Source organism: Methanobrevibacter sp. (genome assembly GCF_017431965.1).
Classification (GTDB): Archaea; Methanobacteriota; Methanobacteria; order Methanobacteriales; family Methanobacteriaceae; genus Methanocatella.
Window position 1 is genome coordinate 1 of the sequence record NZ_JAFRKB010000003.1, and the last position, 18,213, is coordinate 18,213.

The following is an 18,213-nucleotide window of genomic DNA, read 5'->3' on the forward strand; positions in this document are numbered from 1 at the left end:
TCTAGAAAAGTAGTGTAGAGAGAAAAGTGATACAACTATCTCATAAGTATTCATATAACAATCTAGTTTTAATATAATCAGTAATTCCCATAGTAAACATTTCATATTTTTTATTATATAAAATAAAAACTAACTGAAATACCCCAACATTATCCACAAATTTAATTAACCCGCCAAATCTAAACTATAGTATAGAAAGATTGAGAAAAAAATAATTAATTGATATTTAACGTGATTACAATGATGATACCAACAATACCTACTCCCGAAGAATTATTGGACAAGGGATTCAGCAGAGGTAAAAAACAGGCCGATTTGATCAGGTCTCAAAAAATTCCTAAGCATTTAAAAGGAAAAAGAATAGAGGAAAGAAGAGTCATTACTTCCTGTCAGGTAATTAAAGATAAATTAAAATCAATTATCGACGCAGTTCCTGAAATTGAAGAGCTCCATCCATTCTATCAAGATTATATCGACATCACTGTTGGTGTGGATGACATGAAACAATCATTAGGCGCACTGAACTGGGCATATGGAATAATTACTCAGCTTGAAAAGGAGTACGGTGCCAAAATTAGGAAAAACCCTTCTGAAAGGGCAACTGAAATACAAAAACAAGCTTACGGAAGGATATCTTCAGTCGTATATAAGATTAAAAAGGATTTGGATTTCCTGGACTTTGCAAAACAAAACCTGAGGAATATGCCAACAATTGATTTTGATGCAACCACAATAGTCATTGCCGGTTTTCCGAATGTGGGAAAATCCACACTTTTAAGACAAATTACCGGCGCTGACCCTCAAGTTGCAAATTACCCATTTACAACAAAAGGTATTCAGATAGGCCACACAGAAATACACTGGAGAAGCATCCAAATTATCGATACTCCAGGATTGCTCGACAGACCCGTTTTGGAGATGAACGATATTGAAATGAATGCTATCGTTGCACTTGAACATTTGGCTGATGCAATCCTGTTTATCTTTGATGCATCCGAAACCTGCGGATTCCATCTGGAAAACCAATATAACCTATTAAAGCAGATTGAAAAAATATTTGCAGATATTCCTGTCTATTACTTATTTAATAAAATGGACTTAATTGAAGATAGGGAATATCTTAATGAGTATATTGATGATGAAGACAAATCCATATTCATTTCAGCTATTGATGGTGAAGGCGTTGATGAAATAAATAAGGTTATCCGCTCCATTAAAAAGATAGACCGAACACCTGAAGAAGACGATGATGAGTATTATTAAATACATTAAATTATATTTGGAGAAAATCTATCTAATTAAAAACAATTACCCCTAAAGTTTTTTAAAGAAGAGATATAAACTATTAATAGCTATTTTAATGAAAATTAAGTAGTATTTGATGTGAAAATTTTCAGCTGAAATATTTTAAACTTCAAGAAATGAATATAAATAGTAAAAAAAAGAGTTGAATTTTCCGGAAAAGAAACTGTGCATATCTCAAAGAAGACACTGACAATGTTTAATGAGTCTCATGAAATATAAATGAGATATCCAACCGGAAATCTTATGATACATTTTTAAAAAGGCATAATCTATTACAAAAAAGATATAGGAGAAAATTTAAATGAAAATTACAGTCGCTGGTGTAGGATATGTAGGGCTTTCACTTGCTGTCCTGCTAGCTCAAAAGCATGATGTTACAGCCATTACAACAACAGAATCAAAAGCAGAAATGTTAAATCAATTTATCAGTCCTATCCAAGATGACGAGATAGAACGATTTTTTAAAGAGACACGTGAAGGACAAAGGAAACTGAATCTTCACACAACAACAGATAAGGAAGCAGCTTATAAGAATGCTGAGCTTGTCATTATAGCCACACCAACAAATTATGATGATGTAAATAATTTCTTTGACACATCAGCTGTTGAGGATGCAATAGAATGGACCCTTAAAGTTAATCCGGATGTTCTTATGGTTATCAAATCAACAATTCCAGTAGGATATACAAAATCCGTGCGTGAAAAGTATGGAATTAATAACATTATATTCAGCCCAGAATTCCTTCGTGAATCAAAAGCTCTTTATGATAACCTCCATCCGAGCCGCATAGTCGTTGGATGCGATGATGACCAAAAAGAAGAAGGACAGATGTTTGCAGACCTTCTTCTAGATGGTGCAAGAGAAGAGGAAAAGAGAGCCGGCTGTCCGCAACAGGACATTCCAATATTGTTGGCGCATTTGACAGAAGCCGAAGCCATCAAACTATTTGCCAACACTTACCTTGCCGTAAGGGTAAGTTACTTTAACGAACTTGACACATATGCTCAGACCAAAGGCCTTGATACACAGATGATTATAGACGGCGTATGTATGGACCCTCGTATCGGCGGACATTATAACAACCCATCATTCGGATACGGAGGATACTGTTTGCCTAAAGATACAAAACAGCTGCTAGCAAATTATAAAGATGTACCTCAGACCATGATTGAGGCAGTTGTCCATTCAAATGTAGTACGTAAGGAATTTATAGCAGATGAAATCATTTCAAGGAATCCCGAAACAGTTGGAGTCTATCGACTTACCATGAAGAGTAACAGTGACAATTTCCGTGCATCAGCTATACAAGACGTAATGAAACGCATAAAAGCCGAAGGAATTCCAATTATTATCTATGAACCAACATTGGATGATGGAAGCGAATTCTTTAGGTCTGAAGTGGTAAATGATATTGACCGTTTCAAGAGCGAAAGTGACGTGATTCTTGCAAACCGCTTTGATTCCAATGTTCTTGGCGATGTTGCAGACAAGGTATATACAAGAGATCTCTTTAGAAGAGATTAAAAACTGTCAAAAAAAGTTCTAAAAGAGTGTTTAAAAAACTAAATTAACACTCCTTTTTTTATTTATAATTACTTAAAACCATTTCCAAAAATTCTAATTTTAGAATGCAATTGCTTTAACATTGTTGTTTTTATTGAAATCGTTCAATGTTGAAAGTAATTTAGCAAAATCCATGTTACTTGAATCTTTCGCCCAAACCACTACAATGTATTGGTCTCCGTTAACATCAACTACTTCTGAAACACCATGAGTTGCATGTTCATAGTCCGTGAAGTTTGCGATGTGGTCTGAACCTACATCAAGTTTTAAATCATCATCAGCCACTATGTATTCTCTTCCGTCATGATGGATTACATTATCTAAAATGTCATCGTTTTCAATATTATCGTAAACATCGTCATCTACATTTTTGTAAATTGAAATTCCACTGTCTTGGTTAGTGTTTGCATATACTGAGTAGTATTCGCCGTTGTAGATACCTTTGTATGTATCATCTATTTTAAAATCGTTTACACTTGCTGCACAAACGCCGCCGATTAAAAGTGCAGAAACGACCAATGCGAAAAATATTTTTTTCATATCCATGTTATCACCTAATTTTTGTTTAACTGTAAGAGAAGTGTTGGGAATACAAGTCCCTTCAAAGTACAATTAAATATATGAAAACACCCTTATATAATGTTTTTCGAATGTAAGTGCTCACTTACATCATTATTTAGTAAATAAAAGACTTGAAATTAATTATTATTCCAACAAAGTGTTTTAACACCCTATTTCAAATAAACTAAACTAAAATGGTCTTTTTCAAGCATAGAAATATTTTTACCAAAAATTAACTAAAGTTGCTTGAAGTGAATAATTTTCATTGCAAAATATTCAAATCGTAATATAAACATTAGAAAAGCTAAAATAATTCAAAATCAGATAGCAGACCAAACATTACTCTCATAATTACTGTTCCGTCTGTTTTCATATCCTTTGATATCCATAATACTATGTTGCTATTTTTTAAAAATTTAATAATGATGAAGTTGTTTTTAGATTAAATCATGAACTTCATCTTTAATATAAAGAACTACAATTATTAAGGATACTACAGCTAAAACAGACATCATAATTGCGGTTTGGGAAAATGCTTCTTGTGAAATTAAACTGTGGCTGATTCTTCCCCCTGCAAATAATGTCATTAAAACTACTGCAACCGCCGAACCTATTGCACCGATAATTTGTCTTACAGTATTGTTAATTGCTGTTGCATCTTCTACGTCTCCAGATACAATTGCAATTGTCCATGTTACCGCAGGCATTAAACCTAAACCTGCCCCAATGGATCTGATAATCTGAGTTATGGCCATATATTCCATTGAGGTACTCATTGTGTAGGTTGTCATTGCCAAATAGCCTACAATTGAAAATATGCAAGACAGAATCAGAACTTTCCTAACTCCGATTTTATTGGCTATTATTGCACCTACGAAATTGAATACAATCATCACAAGGGTTGCCGGAAGCAATATCAAACCGGATTCTGTCGCAGTATAATGCGCTACGCTTTGAACAAACAATGGCATTATTACATTCAAACCGCACATTGTAAAGTAAAGTAAAGATGAAAATAATGTTCCCGCAAAGAAAAACTTATTTTTTAAAGGAACCAGACTTACTAATGGAGTTTTAATACTGAATTGCCTTTTGACAAAGATAACCAATGAAATCACACCAATTATAAGGGGTATAATTACAACCGGACTTAAATTTTTTGTAATGTTGTTGAACCCAAACATTATTCCGGAACAGCCCACGATACAAAGCATTAATGATAATATATCTAACGGATAATCGCCAGTTTCAAATTCCAATTTAACTGCAGCTAAAGAAATTAATATTAAAATTGCAACAATTATTGCAAATATCAGAAATATTGGTCTCCATCCAACATAATCAATAATGACACCTCCTAATGTCGGAGCCAATGCAGGAACTATTCCAATAATAAGGCCAAATAAACCCATATAAACTTGCCATTTATCTTCAGGAACTACTTTAAATAACACAATTTGTGTAATCGGGAGTAAAATTCCCGCTCCAATACCCTGTATCACTCTTGAAATAATTAAGATTTCTATATTCGGTGAAATAAAAGAAATTATTGTCCCAATTAAAAATATAATTAAAGAAGATATTAAAATTGTTTTCACTTTAAAACGTCGGGCAATGAATGCGGATAATGGTATCATCACTCCCAAAACAAGCAAAAATGAAGAATATACCAATTGAGCCATGTTCGTAGTTGTGTGAAAATCAAGGGTGATGAATGAAATTCCAGTTGTCACTACAGTCTGAGCAGCACTCAATATCGCGGCCGCTATAATAAATATAATCAGTGTTGTCCTTCCGGTTTTAACTTCACTATTCATTGGTTTCACAGTCTTTTTTTGTTAATTGAATTGTCTATATAATATTTCTTTTTATACTTTTATTTAAATATATCAAATTTATTTTCCACTAATGGCATGATTTGAGTTGCTCCATCAATGAAGATGTATGAGTTATCCTCTGCAGCCACATATCCCATCAGATAACTGCAATATGAATTTTAATTGCAAAAAATTTGAACTACCTGAGCGCTACTTTACCCTTAAAAATATATATTTAGCCTTTTATCTGGATTTATGTAATCGAATAGATTAGTTTGGAAGTAACTATATTTTTAAAATTTTATTTACAAACTGTTACTGGTCAAATTTTTGAATAGTTACTCAAATCCAATAATGATTATTTAAAACACTTATTTTTTTAAAATTAGATTAATTAGTTATTTTTAAATTATTTTAAGATGTAAGTGGGCACTTACACTCGAAAAACTTTATATATTATCTTGAATAAAGTAACAGCAGAAAATACAAGTTTCAAAAAATAAGAAAGGTGTTAATATGAAAAAATTTGCATTAATCACATTCTCATTATTGATCTTAATTATCGGTGTTGGAATTGCTTCAGCAACCGATATTAATGGTACCATTGATGATGCACCCATTCATGCAATTGATCATCAATGTAGTGTAGATGAAATAGATAATACTGTTCAAAATGACACCAATGATAACAGCATTATTTCTGTTGGAAATGATGCAGATGTTAATGACACTATTGTCAATAGCAACAGTTCCACCGCTGCAATTGGGAATTCAACTCAAAATCCTTTAGACCAAAAAGTAGTTCCAACCGTTGGTGTAAAAAATCCAAAACATATTGATTTAAGTCCTGAAAATCAAGATTCTCTTAAAAAAGACATTGCAAAATATAACAAATACTTCCAAGATAATCATTTAAAAACAATGTCAAACGGTAAAAAATTCTCTAAAATGGACTTGATTTTAGAGATTTATAAACACTACTCATTTGAAGACACTGTAATAATCGCAACCCATGTATTAAGGGATGGAGGATTAAAAATATCCTTCAGTGAAGTGGAAGCCATGATGTACCAAATGATTGACGGATCAGTATATACAGGTTCCAAAGAAATGAACGGTTCCTATTATAAGGATGAAATGCACAAAGCAGATGAATTACACAAGTCAATCAACAGCGAATCCAAAAAATACATAGACCTCTTCAATAAAAAGAATGGAAAGGCTTTTATAGAGCGTCCTGATCTGCATTACTCCTATCTTGATTTGATTTTAGATGTTTACAGGAATCATTCCAGCATTGAAGAAACAATATTGATTGCTACCCATACTTTGCAGAATTGCGGTTACAATGTCACCGCTGCATCCATAGAAGATACCGTTAATCAAATGATGCATGCATCAATCAAAACAAATAACAGCCAGTTTACTCCACTGCAGTATTTCCTTTTCTTTACTGAATTAAGAGTTATGCATGAACAGGGCCTTGCCCCTGAAGCTTTTGGTTCCACAGGTACCGGATTTCCTGTACAGTTATAATATAACAAGAAATTATTATGCTTAATTAACTAGGATTTTTTCCTAGTCCTTTTCTTTTTTTATTTTTACATTTTAAAAATAAGAATGGAATTTAATTTAATTCCAACAGAGATATTTCCTCAAATTTTTCAAAAAATTTATCTAAGGATACAACATGATCTAAATTAAACTGTTTAGCAATAACAACACTAGAACAATCAATATAACTGGCTTTATAAGTATTAACATTATATTTTTTAAAGATTGAAAATACCCTATCATTATATTTTTCAATGCTTTGTTCGTTAAGTATTGTAAAGTTATCCACTAAGAAGTAATATGCTTTTTTTGTTAGTTCTATATTTTTGGTTTTCTTCATTATGACTGTTATTACTTCCTGCAAGACCCCATTACTAATAAAACATTCATTTTCCAATAGGAGATTTTTATTTTTTTGGATTATTTCGCGATTGGTGTCGTTTCTTTTGAATATTGGAATAATGAATGAAGTGTCAATGAACAGTTTAGCCATCGTAAACCAACTCATCTACATTCCAGTCTTCACCATCGTCATCTATCATTCCAAAAACATCATCCAGTGTTACTTTTTGCCTAGGTGTTAAAATGATTTCATCATCCTTTATATCCCATTCAAAGATTGTGTTTTCATCTATAGGGAATTGTTTAAATTCTTCTTTTATTATTTTCGGCAAGTGCAATTCATCATTACCGTATAATTTACTGCTTGCTAAACTCATAAAAAATCACATCGATTATGATTAATCTGAATATTAATATATATTCCGAATAATATAAATTTATCGGAAAAATTAAATTTCAAAAATTCTTAAACTTACAAAGAATAATTTATGAAAATAATCTTAGATTAATTAATAATACCAATAAAATAATTCCCTGATTTTATAAATTTAAATATTCTTCTTCATGTTCATATAACTCATCATTGATTTCAATTTCTTTTACAAATAATTCATTTATCCTATTCTTATCAGGAATTTTCTTTTTATTTTTATGAAACATTTCAACAAAAATAAATTTACTTTCTTCTTTATCAAAGAGGAATGTTATTCTAAAACCGGAATTAACGCCTTTATTTATTCCTTCACAACGGAACTTCTTGATAATGAATGCAGGCACGTTCACATAATTTTCTAATCCTGCAATACGCATACAAACATGTGATTCAAATTTATTGGATTCCAAAAGATGTTGGATTAAAATATCATACAAAAGTTTGAAGTCGCTTTTAATTGTAGGGCATTGGTGGCGGGTGAAAGTCTTTTGAAACTCTTTTTTGAATTTATGATGGTATTCAAATGTATAGCCCTTGTACTCAGTCATCATACTCCCTCACAGAATATTCCGGATCTCTATAAAAAACGGCTTCATAGTTTAATATTTCACCATCTTTTGCTAATCTCCAAGGAATATCTCCGTGAGAATATTGGCTTATCTCTTCAGAGTAGAAATGAGAAAGTTTATTGATTGTATCATCAATTACCTGAATCTCATCTGAGGATAACAAACTGATATCTGGGTCTGTTAATGAGGAATATTTATATTTTGAATAATTTATAACACGTTCGGAACGCTCATCTATTTTTCCTTCATCAATTAATTCGCCAATAGCTTCAAAAAAGTGTGAAGGAACTGGTCCCATTTGTTTTCTAATATAAGTTTCACCGCTAATCGGTTTTTCATATTTCTCATAATTGTCAAAATCAGAAAAATATAATAATTTATATAATACCACCCTGGCAAAATTATCCTTTGTGTGACATCTGCTGATTATGTAGTGAATCATTGATTTGAATTTTTCAGAGTCGTAAATTATATTCTCATTCATTTCAAAACCTCATTACAGTTTTAAACTTTGAAAAAAAAAACTAATTTTACAATATATGATATGAAAACCAACATATAAATAATATCATGTAATCAGTTTTAATATCCTGTTCGATACCTTGAAGTTAATATTATTGAAAATTTAATAATAGTTAGTTTTAAATTATTTAAATAGATTTCCTTTGCTTTTATGACAATTTTACGAATATAAAGCAATTTTAGTAAGTAAAAACAATCTTAAAACCTAAAATAATTTTTAGGAAGGATTAAATGCATAAAAGAAATACATCTTTTAACGGCAATATTCAAAACTGAAAAAATACATATTTACCATCCTATTAAAAACATTTTAAACCAAATGGAAATTTGATTTTATTTAATTATAACCATTAAATAACAGTTATTACTAATATTAACAAAATAATTCATGAATTTAATAAAATAAATAATTATACTATAAAAAAATAAAAAATTAATCAAATTAAGTTTTAATAACTTTCAGTTAATTTAATCGAAACCTTTATATAGTAACAAAAAGTAAATAAAATACATTCATGCAATTCATCAAAATAAGGAGCGTGAAAACTATGGTAGATAGCGAAACTATTGAAACCAAAATTTCAGATGAAAAAGAAGAAACTGAAGAAAACTTTGATGAAACTACAGACAAATTTGAAGATAAAAAAGATGAATTTGGTGAAAAATTCGAAGAAACCAAAGAAAAAGGAAAAAATATTGCAGACAATGTAATCAGTGATTTGTACAAAAGCATTGATGAATTTAAAGACAGTCTTAAAAATATGCAAAAAACTGCAGATCAAAAATACAACGATTATAAAAAAGCAACCGTTCAAAGTTTAGATGTTGACTTAATCGAAACTGAAGACGTGTACTACATCAAAGCTGCTGTTCCAGGTATTGATAAAGATGACATTTTAATTGAAGCTGGAGACAACGACATTACTATCGAAGCAACCTTTAAAGCATACATTGAAGAATTTGAAGAAGATGAAACCGCTGAAGTAATTGCATCCTCTTTAAAATCAGGCAAATGCATAAAAACAATCAGATTTGAAAACAGCCTCGATATCGAAAATATCTCCGCTAAATTCAATAACGGAACCGTTACTATAAGCATTCCAAAATTAGTAATTCCAAAACATAAAGTAAATGTAGAATAAGTTTTCTACATTTTTTATCTCTTTTTTTAAAAATAATTAATTTTTAGTATCTGACTTTTCCGATGTGTCTTGTTGCACCAGGATCCTCACCATTAAAGTGAGCCAAATAATATACAAACCATTCTAAAGGAATAACTAGAATAAATGGTGATAATAATTTATCAACATCCGCATAATCCTTCAAGTCATATATTATTGATTTTAACTCCAAGTTTTCAGAAAATTCAATTGCTTTTTGAGTTATTTCATCAGATTCCAAATCAGATTTTAAAAATACGATTGGAACATCCTTTTCTGCCCTTTCAATTAAACCGTGCCTAAATTCAGCAGAATATTCCGGGCAGGCATGTTTGACAGCTCCCTCCATAAACATTGTCATGGCCAATTTATAAGCCAGACCGAAATTAGGACCGCTGCCTAAACAGTAGAAGATATCCTCGCCTTTAAACTCTTCAGCCAATGCCTTGTTTTCATCTTCAGTTAAAAGCAATAGCTTTTCCAACATTTTAGGCATTTCACCAAGTTGAGCCAGCAACTCAGTTTTATTTTCATAATCAGATGCCTTAAATAATATCTGATAAAGACAAGCAAGTTGGGTAATATAAGTTTTTGTACCTAAAATGGCAGTTTCTGTTCCACATCTAGTTGTAATCGGAGTTTTAGCTTCTTTAATCATGGAACTGTCCGGTTCATTTGAAATGGAAACCGTATGAATACCATATTCGTTTGCTTTTCTAAGTGCTGCTAAAGTATCTGCAGTTTCACCGGATTGGGAAGTGAAGATAGCAAGTGTATTTTCATCCTTTTGTAATTTCTTATTGTAGTAAAATTCATAGCCTGCGTAAACTTCAATGTCAATGTTTGTAGAAGACATTCTGATAGCATCCCTAACGCTGTAACAGGTTGAAATAGAACTTCCACAGCCAATTAAATAAACCTTGTCCACATCAGCAATTAAGTTTGAAACCTCTTCCATTGTGGATAATTCACATTGAAAGGTTTTAGTGAGGGACTCAGGTTGTTCCATCATTTCATCATACATTTTATAGTTCATAGCCCAAACTCCCAAAAAGTTAATAAACAATATTAATATGTAGTAATTCAATATATAAAAATGTTTTTTTAAAAAAAATAAAAAATGATTGATATGGAAATCGATTTATCTTTAATAGGAATGGAAAAGGGAAAACAGTATGAAACAATAATCACTACAAACGATTGTGAAAATCATCAAAATGCGGCGCCAATTGGAGTATTGTGTGCCGGAAAGGACATTATTTTAAATCGCATTTTCAAGGGAAGCCACACGCTGGAAAACATCATCTCTCAAAAAAAGTTTGTAGTCAATATTACACATGACCCTGAATTGTTTACTGCATCCACTTTAGGAAATTTGCCTGAAGGCCATTTCAATGAAGACAACACCTTAAAATGTGCAGATGCCTACTTCAAATGTGAGGTAATCAGCTTAAAGGAAGCGGTCAAACAAAGCGATCCCATAAAAAAGAAAGGTGAAGCCATAGTCATAAAATCAAAAGTGACTGAATTAGTCATTAACAAGCCCACTAAAGCATTTAACAGAAGTTTCGGATGCGTTATAGAAACACTATCCAACTATTCACGTTTTGATTTGGTGGATGATACTCAAAAAGAATATTATTTAACAAGATTTAGGGAATGCAACCGCATCGTAAATAAAGTCGGCTATAAACAGGATAAGCGTGCAATGGCTGAAATAAAAAAAGAATTAATGAAAAAAGGGTATGAACCCTAATTTATTATAACATCCATAAACTCAAATGCATCACCATCAAACAGTCCCTTATCTGAAATTTTAATTGATGGAATAACCAACAAAGCCATAAAAGCCATTGTCATGAATGGGGATTTAAGTTCACAACCCAAAGCCGAAACCATATTATGTAAAATGCCCAATTTATGAGCCACATCATATGCGTCCTTATTGCTCATAAGCCCCGCAATTGGAAGAGGCAGCGAATCTGAAAAGTCTTCACTTACAACAGCAATGCCCCCCATATCATCAATAACCATGTTAACAGCCTGTGCCATCATATCTGAATTATAACCAACGACTATGATATTATGAGAATCATGGGCAACGGATGAAGCAATAGCTCCTTTTTTAAGACCAAATCCTTTAATGAATGCATTGGAAACGACATTACCTCCATAACGTTCCACAACAGCTATTTTTAAAACATCCTGGAAAATGTCCGGTTGAATGATACCATCCTTGACATACAAATTTGCAGTTGTCTTTTTGGTTAACAAATCACCGTCAAAACACTCGATTACATTAACTTCACATTCATCTCCATCATAATGTAGGTCAAAATCATCAGCAGTCTTTTTAGATGCGTTGATTGAATTGTGAGCTTCAATTTCAGGAACATCAAATAAAACATTTTCCCCATCGAAGACACATTCACCCGCAATATATGTCCTTAGGATATTGCAATCAAATATGCTATCAATGACGATGAAATCTGCCTTTGCGCCTTCCTGAATGACGCCACAATTCAGATTATAATGATAAGCAGGATTGATTGTTACCATATCAAGAGCCTTCAGGATATCAATTCCCAAATCAACCGCTTTTTTAATTGATAAATTCAAATGACCTTTAATCAAATCATTGGGATGCTTGTCATCACTAACGATAAAGTCAAATAGTGGAGAGTATATTTTTCTCTCAAACATGTCCCTGTAAATAGAGCCCAAATTACCAGGATGTTTGATGCTTGATTTACCTTCATCTATATTGAAAAGAGCTTCCATATCCATGGCAGATGAACCGTCTCTCACCATAATTTTCATACCTTTAAGCTTTTTCTCGAGAGCTTCCAAAACATTGCTGCATTCATGGTCAGTACTTATACCCTGATTAAGGTATTTGTCCAAATCTTGACGAGAAAGTAATGGTGCATGACCATCAATCGGCTTGCCACATTCTCTTGCGAATGCCAATTTTCTTAAAACTTCATCATCACCATTTATAACTCCCGGGAAATTCATCATTTCTCCTAAAGCGACTATTTCATCTTTTTTAAGCAATAATTCAATATCAGATGAATCCAAAATCGCCCCTGAAGTTTCAAATGGAGTTGCAGGCACACATGAAGGCGCTGTAAAGTAAAAATTAAAAGGAACTTTCTTCGCATTTTCAATCATCAGCTCAATACCTTCAATACCTAAAACGTTAGCAATTTCATGAGGATCGCAGACGACAGAAGTAGTACCATGACGCACTGCAATTTTAGCAAATTGCGCCGGAGTAATCATACTGCTTTCAATATGAATATGTGAATCAATGAAACCTGGAAGAACCAATCCCTTAACATCAACAAAGGTCTTTTCATCTACTGTGATTGGGGCGACTTCTGTAAATATTCCATTTTCGATTGTGATTCTTACAGGACGGATTGTCTTAGAGATTACATCATAGATATAAGCTGTGAATTCCATTTTTACTCCTCCTGCAATGCATTATAAAGAAGAGGCAGGAATGTTCCAATATCCGTTACGATACCGACTACCTGTGCGCTTCCCCTATCTGACAATTTTGTAACTGTAGATGGGTTAATGTCTACACAAATACTTTTAACCCTAGAAGGAAGCAGGTTTCCTGTTGCAATTGAATGCAGCATTGTTGCAATCATAATAACCATATCAACTTCCTGAGCGTACTTTCTCATTAGCTTTTGAGCTTCAACCACATCAGTTATAACATCCGGAAGCGGTCCGTCATCACGAATGGAACCCGCAAGGACAAATGGAACATCATTTTTAATACATTCATACATTATTCCACCGGTCAATGTTCCGTCCTCAACAGCTTCCCTAATGGAACCTGAACGGTTGATTCTGTTGATTGCCCTCATGTGGTGAGTATGACCATGGGCAACGATTTTACCTGTTTCCACTTCAATGCCCAAAGATGTGCCGAAGAGATTTGACTCAATATCGTGAGTAGCTAAAGCATTACCTGCCATAATAACATCAATATAACCGTCTTTAACTAAAGAAGCCAAGTATTTTCCGGAACCGGTATGGACAATAGCCGGACCTCCAACTATACCAATTTTTCCCCCTTTAGCTTTGATTTCTTTCATTTCTTTTGCAATACCGTTGATAAGATTCATTAATGGCTTTTCAGAGGACACTTCACTGTTCATGAATTCAAAAACTTGCTGTTCATCCCTTGATCTGTGAGGAGGCGTTACCCTAACACCATCCAGGCCAACAACTATCTTATCGCCCACTCTAACATCGGCAATCGGCTTTACAAAAGCTCTTTTTTCATCTTCATCAACGACAACCAAACAGTCCATTTCAATTTCTTCGACAGGAATCCAGTTGCCTTCATAAAATATATGAGTGGTATGATTGGATGATGAATAAAAACCTTCAGGAGCAACTTTATCTTTAGATGCCGCTACAAGATTAACTTCATTAATCTCATCGATTGATGCACCTAGAACAGACAGTTCATCTAAAATGGAATCTAACAATTCGGGAGAATCAGCTTGAACTTCAATCTTTGCATGACTTACATCTGATTTTTTACGTCCAACATCGATTTCCAATATGTCAAATTCTCCACCTTTGTCCATAATTATGCCCATTGTTTTGGTTAATGTCAATGAGTCGATAATATGGCCTGAAAGTTCAATTGTTCTTTTATTCATAATATTAGCTCCAATAGTTAATATTATAAATTTATGTTTTGGTGATATTTAATGATTGTTATGATTGATAAAAGAAAAAAATAAGTCGGAGTTATTTATTTTTTGAGGAGTGAATTCCATTTCTACCTTTACCCCGCAATTAGCAAGACATAAGCGCTTCTGGAAATTCACCACCACAATTTTTGCATTTCACAATGCCTTAAATCCAAATCAGATTATAACAGAGATGTGAAATTGCCTGCAATTTCCTCAATATTCTTTTTTAGATAGACATTTGAAACATAAGCACATATTATTCCTAAAATAATCAATAAAAGAATTTGGCCACCGTAAAACCATTCATAAAGCCCTGCCACAAATGAACCGTACCAAAATTCCACTAATGGATTTTCCAATAATCCCAATATTAATCCCACAATTGCGCCCAATACTATTGCATTGGCTTCATTATCGACAAGACCTGCGAAAAATCCTACGCTGATAATGATTGCTATGATAAATGAAACCCATGAAAATCCAATCAGCAATCCTAATGATGACAATATCACAGAAACTATTAAATTAACTATTGTCGGCTTTAAAATTGAATTCAAATTGATTTTATCCGCAAAGCCTTTATTGGAATCAGTAGGCTGAACAACTTCATTTGTTTTTTCACCTGTGAATACATTAGAACCGCATTCCGGACAGAAAGTAGTGCCAGCATCTAAAATAAATCCGCAATTAGGGCATGATTTATTTGTTTCAGGCAGTTTTTGTTCTACTTTAGCCCCGCAAGTAGGGCAAAATAAAACATTTTCAGGGATTTCAGACCCGCAACCTTCACATTTTGGAACTTCAATAATCTCATCGATTTTATTTCCGCATTTATCACAAAATGTGGCATCTTCTTTTAAGGCTGCTCCACAGTTACTGCAAGTAACATCATCACTGGATTGCGGTTCCTGTGATTCGCCAGCGCCGGTTAAATCATTTCCACAGTTTGGGCAGATATTCCAATCTCCAGTTATATCAATTCCACAACGATTACATTTAGCCATATCATACACCAGTTAACCAAATAATAACTCTTTCTTGAGTTGATCGAACTCTTCCTGTGTTATTGCACCGCTTTCAAGTAATTCTTGGAATTCTTTTAACTGTTGAGTTTTAGTAGGTTCACTGGATTGGTTTTCAATAACTACAGTTTGAGGTTTATCTCTTAAAGCCTCATATAAATCCACCAAATTCTGACCGAATTCATAACTTGGAAGTCTAATTTCATAAGAGGTATTATCAACCAATTTTATTAATAGCCTATCAAACATGTCTGCACTATCATTGTTGGCAACCATATCCTTAAATCTAGTTGCTTTTAGAGAAGCGATTTTATTTTGGATATCCCTTCTGATATCATGTGGAGATGTCCAAGCCCTTTTTGTAATATCCTCATATCTGCTTTCATCACCTAATCTTTTAGTGACCCTCATTGAAACAATTTTATCAAAATAAAAATTATTAATGCCGGCATTGACTTTTTTAAAGTCCCTGTTATCAATTTCCATGAAAACAAATTTATTTTCCTTAATTAAGAAAAATCCATCAATTTGAGTCTCATTACCTATGAAATTACCTGGATTATAACCAGAAACCCATTTATTAATCGTTTTGTGTTTTGATGTTGATTTTTCCAACATGTTGAAACGTTCAACACTAGTCAAGAAATAATCTTCATCCTTAATTCCGAACTCCTCGGCAAGTTTATCATATCTGGCAAGGACTTCATCACGCCTTGCATTCCATTCTTGTTGTTTAAATGAAATAGATGCTCCATTATCTAATTTATGACCGCATTCAACACAGAAGTTAGTATTTTTGCTGTTTTTAGTCCCGCATTTTGGGCAGACATCAGAATTGCTTTCATATTTTTCTACTTTTTCACCACAGTTAAAGCAAAAATCGGATCCGACAACTTCCGCTCCACAGTTACTACATTTAACCATTTTAATCACCTATTGTTGATTAATTGTTTTTCTAATCCTATTTCCCCAATCCTTTTCTTCAATGTTATTTACAGTGCTTTGTAAATTATTGGAAACATCGGATATGGATGAATTCAAAGCATTGATTTTATTTTCCATGATATCAATTTCCAATTTCATGAAACCCTTTTCAATGTCTGTATAGGTTTTAGAAGTTTCCTCTGAAATCATTTCAACACCATTTCCTTCATTCAACATGTCCATCAATCTTAAAAACACATGTTCCTGGTGTTGCTTTTCATATTCCTTAATATCTGAAACGCTGTAAACCTTATCCAACAGCATTTTAATTACATTAATGAAATCTTCCCTGTCAGAATGGGAGTTAACATTATTTGGAAGGATATCAGTTTTTAGCAGGAATACTGAATCGATTTCTTCACCTTCTTTTAAAACTAAGGAGTATCCTTTATTTTCAATGTAAACTAAAGCAATTGATTTTCCATCATAAATATCAACTTCAACTTTAGCGAACTCTTTTGGTATGGATAAAAAATCCAAATTACGAACTAACATTTTATCACCTTTTCATTTAATGAAACCTTTAGCAAATTTACCAATGAAATAAATTACAAGACCAATTGCAGCTATAATAAATATTATGGCAAAAATATAGCCAATTAATCCAATCAAGATAGGAAGAAGCCGCACAAGAACAGAAATTACAATAACCAGCATGATTATTGAAATGACAATTCCTAGGCCTAATCCAAAATTTTCAAAGATTTCACCAAGATCCATTTTATCACCTATTTAAATTCAACGGAATTTGCATATCTTTTCAAATCATCAAGATGGTATCCGCCAACAAAAACCACTTTACTTCCATCATCATTTTTAACACCTACAAGATATGGAGGCATCATCTTCATGCCTATATCATTAGTTAAAACCAATGAATTTCCATCATCTTGAGCTACTTGGTAAAAATAAGATGTTGTAAGGCCATTGACTGCATGCTGCCATGCACTTGACTCACCTTCCACAAGATACGAATCATTATAATAACAAATTATTATGTCATCCTGTTCCAGTTCACATCCTGTATTATCATCCAAATATTCCCTGGAACAACCTAATGCTCCATTTGGAAGACAATATGCCACATCTGTAAAATGCTGACCTGCTGGAATGTCCATTGTGAATAATCCATCAAAATCCTTATTGGATTTGATGGAAGTTACGGCCATTATGGAAATAAAAGCAAAGATAACCATTAATATTAAAATAATTTTTTTGTTCAAGGACTCCACCCCATGTGTATACCTTATTATGTTACACACATAATATAAACATTGCTATTAGCATGCTAATATCATATACATATCAATAAAATAGCTAAAATTTATAACTAAAATCATGAGTAAAAAGGATGACATGAGCATTATTTCATTACTTGCAAGATCCAAAAAAAGAATAAGCGTTTTGAAATCACTTGAAAAGGAGGATAAGATACCTTCAAAAATCAGCAAGGATATTCACGACAACAGCAATCATGTCTCCAAATATTTAAAGACATTAAAAGAAGCCGAACTTGTAGAATGTCTTAATGAAGATGATAAAAGATACAGGTTCTACAGCATCACCGATAAAGGCAAATACTATTTGGATAAAGTAGAAAAAGATTACAACGATTAATTTAAAAAAAAGAAAAAATGTAGACTCATAGTTATG

The 18,213-nt window shown here is 32.7% G+C and carries 20 protein-coding genes; 6 read left to right on the forward strand and 14 right to left on the reverse strand.

What is annotated here, in order from left to right:
* Window positions 1-240 precede the first annotated feature (240 nt).
* Both IJI93_RS00180 and IJI93_RS00185 read left to right on the forward strand, forming a co-directional pair.
* Window positions 241-1,263, forward strand: coding sequence for an NOG1 family protein (locus IJI93_RS00180; protein ID WP_292818135.1), 1,023 nt, complete (start codon window positions 241-243; stop codon window positions 1,261-1,263).
* A gap of 343 nt (window positions 1,264-1,606) precedes the next feature.
* Window positions 1,607-2,830: a nucleotide sugar dehydrogenase gene (locus IJI93_RS00185; protein WP_292818139.1), complete on the forward strand. Its 1,224-nt coding sequence runs from the start codon at window positions 1,607-1,609 to the stop codon at window positions 2,828-2,830.
* Between the two features lie 99 nt (window positions 2,831-2,929).
* On the opposite strand, the gene IJI93_RS00190 is transcribed toward IJI93_RS00185, so the two are convergent.
* Together IJI93_RS00190 and IJI93_RS00195 are read right to left on the reverse strand one after the other, a co-directional pair.
* Window positions 2,930-3,415, reverse strand: coding sequence for a hypothetical protein (locus IJI93_RS00190; RefSeq protein WP_292818143.1), 486 nt, complete (start codon window positions 3,413-3,415; stop codon window positions 2,930-2,932).
* Between the two features lie 452 nt (window positions 3,416-3,867).
* Window positions 3,868-5,247, reverse strand: a complete 1,380-nt coding sequence (locus IJI93_RS00195; protein WP_292818145.1) for an MFS transporter — start codon at window positions 5,245-5,247, stop codon at window positions 3,868-3,870.
* Between the two features lie 516 nt (window positions 5,248-5,763).
* Here IJI93_RS00195 and IJI93_RS00200 point away from each other — a divergent pair.
* The gene (locus IJI93_RS00200; RefSeq protein WP_292818148.1) at window positions 5,764-6,783 is read left to right on the forward strand and encodes a hypothetical protein; all 1,020 of its coding nucleotides are present in this window, start codon (window positions 5,764-5,766) and stop codon (window positions 6,781-6,783) included.
* Window positions 6,784-6,874: 91 nt separating this feature from the next.
* Here the strand turns inward: IJI93_RS00200 and IJI93_RS00205 are convergent, their stop codons facing one another.
* The 4 genes from IJI93_RS00205 to IJI93_RS00220 form a co-directional block, all read right to left on the reverse strand.
* Window positions 6,875-7,309, reverse strand: coding sequence for a PIN domain-containing protein (locus IJI93_RS00205; protein ID WP_292818150.1), 435 nt, complete (start codon window positions 7,307-7,309; stop codon window positions 6,875-6,877).
* Window positions 7,287-7,520, reverse strand: coding sequence for a hypothetical protein (locus tag IJI93_RS00210; RefSeq protein WP_292818152.1), 234 nt, complete (start codon window positions 7,518-7,520; stop codon window positions 7,287-7,289). The genes IJI93_RS00205 and IJI93_RS00210 overlap by 23 nt, the downstream gene beginning before the upstream one ends.
* A gap of 163 nt (window positions 7,521-7,683) precedes the next feature.
* Window positions 7,684-8,124, reverse strand: coding sequence for a hypothetical protein (locus IJI93_RS00215; RefSeq protein ID WP_292818155.1), 441 nt, complete (start codon window positions 8,122-8,124; stop codon window positions 7,684-7,686).
* A complete protein-coding gene (locus IJI93_RS00220) occupies window positions 8,117-8,629 on the reverse strand; it encodes a Panacea domain-containing protein (protein WP_292818158.1) in 513 nt (170 codons plus the stop codon). Before IJI93_RS00220 ends, IJI93_RS00215 begins: the two co-directional genes overlap by 8 nt.
* Window positions 8,630-9,215: 586 nt before the next feature.
* Between IJI93_RS00220 and IJI93_RS00225 the strand changes: the two genes are divergently transcribed.
* Window positions 9,216-9,809 (forward strand): Hsp20/alpha crystallin family protein, encoded by a 594-nt coding sequence (locus IJI93_RS00225; protein WP_292818161.1) that lies wholly within the window; start codon window positions 9,216-9,218, stop codon window positions 9,807-9,809.
* 43 nt (window positions 9,810-9,852) lie between these two features.
* On the opposite strand, the gene IJI93_RS00230 is transcribed toward IJI93_RS00225, so the two are convergent.
* Window positions 9,853-10,863 (reverse strand): SIS domain-containing protein, encoded by a 1,011-nt coding sequence (locus IJI93_RS00230; RefSeq protein WP_292818164.1) that lies wholly within the window; start codon window positions 10,861-10,863, stop codon window positions 9,853-9,855.
* Between the two features lie 84 nt (window positions 10,864-10,947).
* Here IJI93_RS00230 and IJI93_RS00235 point away from each other — a divergent pair, with 84 nt between their 5' ends.
* Window positions 10,948-11,583: a DUF447 domain-containing protein gene (locus IJI93_RS00235; protein WP_292818167.1), complete on the forward strand. Its 636-nt coding sequence runs from the start codon at window positions 10,948-10,950 to the stop codon at window positions 11,581-11,583.
* On the opposite strand, the gene ade is transcribed toward IJI93_RS00235, so the two are convergent.
* The 7 genes from ade to IJI93_RS00270 all read right to left on the reverse strand — a co-directional run bounded on the left by ade (window position 11,580) and on the right by IJI93_RS00270 (window position 17,783).
* Window positions 11,580-13,295, reverse strand: a complete 1,716-nt coding sequence (gene ade, locus IJI93_RS00240) for an adenine deaminase (protein WP_292818170.1) — start codon at window positions 13,293-13,295, stop codon at window positions 11,580-11,582. The two genes, IJI93_RS00235 and ade, sit on opposite strands and share 4 nt — an antisense overlap.
* A 2-nt stretch (window positions 13,296-13,297) precedes the next feature.
* A complete protein-coding gene (locus IJI93_RS00245; RefSeq protein ID WP_292818173.1) occupies window positions 13,298-14,518 on the reverse strand; it encodes a TIGR00300 family protein in 1,221 nt (406 codons plus the stop codon).
* 215 nt (window positions 14,519-14,733) lie between these two features.
* The gene (locus tag IJI93_RS00250) at window positions 14,734-15,558 is read right to left on the reverse strand and encodes a zinc ribbon domain-containing protein (RefSeq protein WP_292818176.1); all 825 of its coding nucleotides are present in this window, start codon (window positions 15,556-15,558) and stop codon (window positions 14,734-14,736) included.
* 12 nt (window positions 15,559-15,570) lie between these two features.
* Complete coding sequence (locus tag IJI93_RS00255; protein ID WP_292818179.1) at window positions 15,571-16,500, reverse strand: zinc-ribbon domain-containing protein; 930 nt, start codon at window positions 16,498-16,500, stop codon at window positions 15,571-15,573.
* A 9-nt stretch (window positions 16,501-16,509) separates the two neighbouring features.
* Window positions 16,510-17,055, reverse strand: a complete 546-nt coding sequence (locus IJI93_RS00260; RefSeq protein WP_292818182.1) for a hypothetical protein — start codon at window positions 17,053-17,055, stop codon at window positions 16,510-16,512.
* A gap of 12 nt (window positions 17,056-17,067) precedes the next feature.
* A complete protein-coding gene (locus tag IJI93_RS00265; RefSeq protein WP_292818185.1) occupies window positions 17,068-17,280 on the reverse strand; it encodes a hypothetical protein in 213 nt (70 codons plus the stop codon).
* Between the two features lie 8 nt (window positions 17,281-17,288).
* Window positions 17,289-17,783 (reverse strand): hypothetical protein, encoded by a 495-nt coding sequence (locus IJI93_RS00270; RefSeq protein WP_292818187.1) that lies wholly within the window; start codon window positions 17,781-17,783, stop codon window positions 17,289-17,291.
* A 115-nt stretch (window positions 17,784-17,898) separates the two neighbouring features.
* Between IJI93_RS00270 and IJI93_RS00275 the strand changes: the two genes are divergently transcribed.
* Window positions 17,899-18,177, forward strand: a complete 279-nt coding sequence (locus tag IJI93_RS00275; RefSeq protein ID WP_292818190.1) for a winged helix DNA-binding protein — start codon at window positions 17,899-17,901, stop codon at window positions 18,175-18,177.
* The last annotated feature ends 36 nt before the right edge of the window (window positions 18,178-18,213 follow it).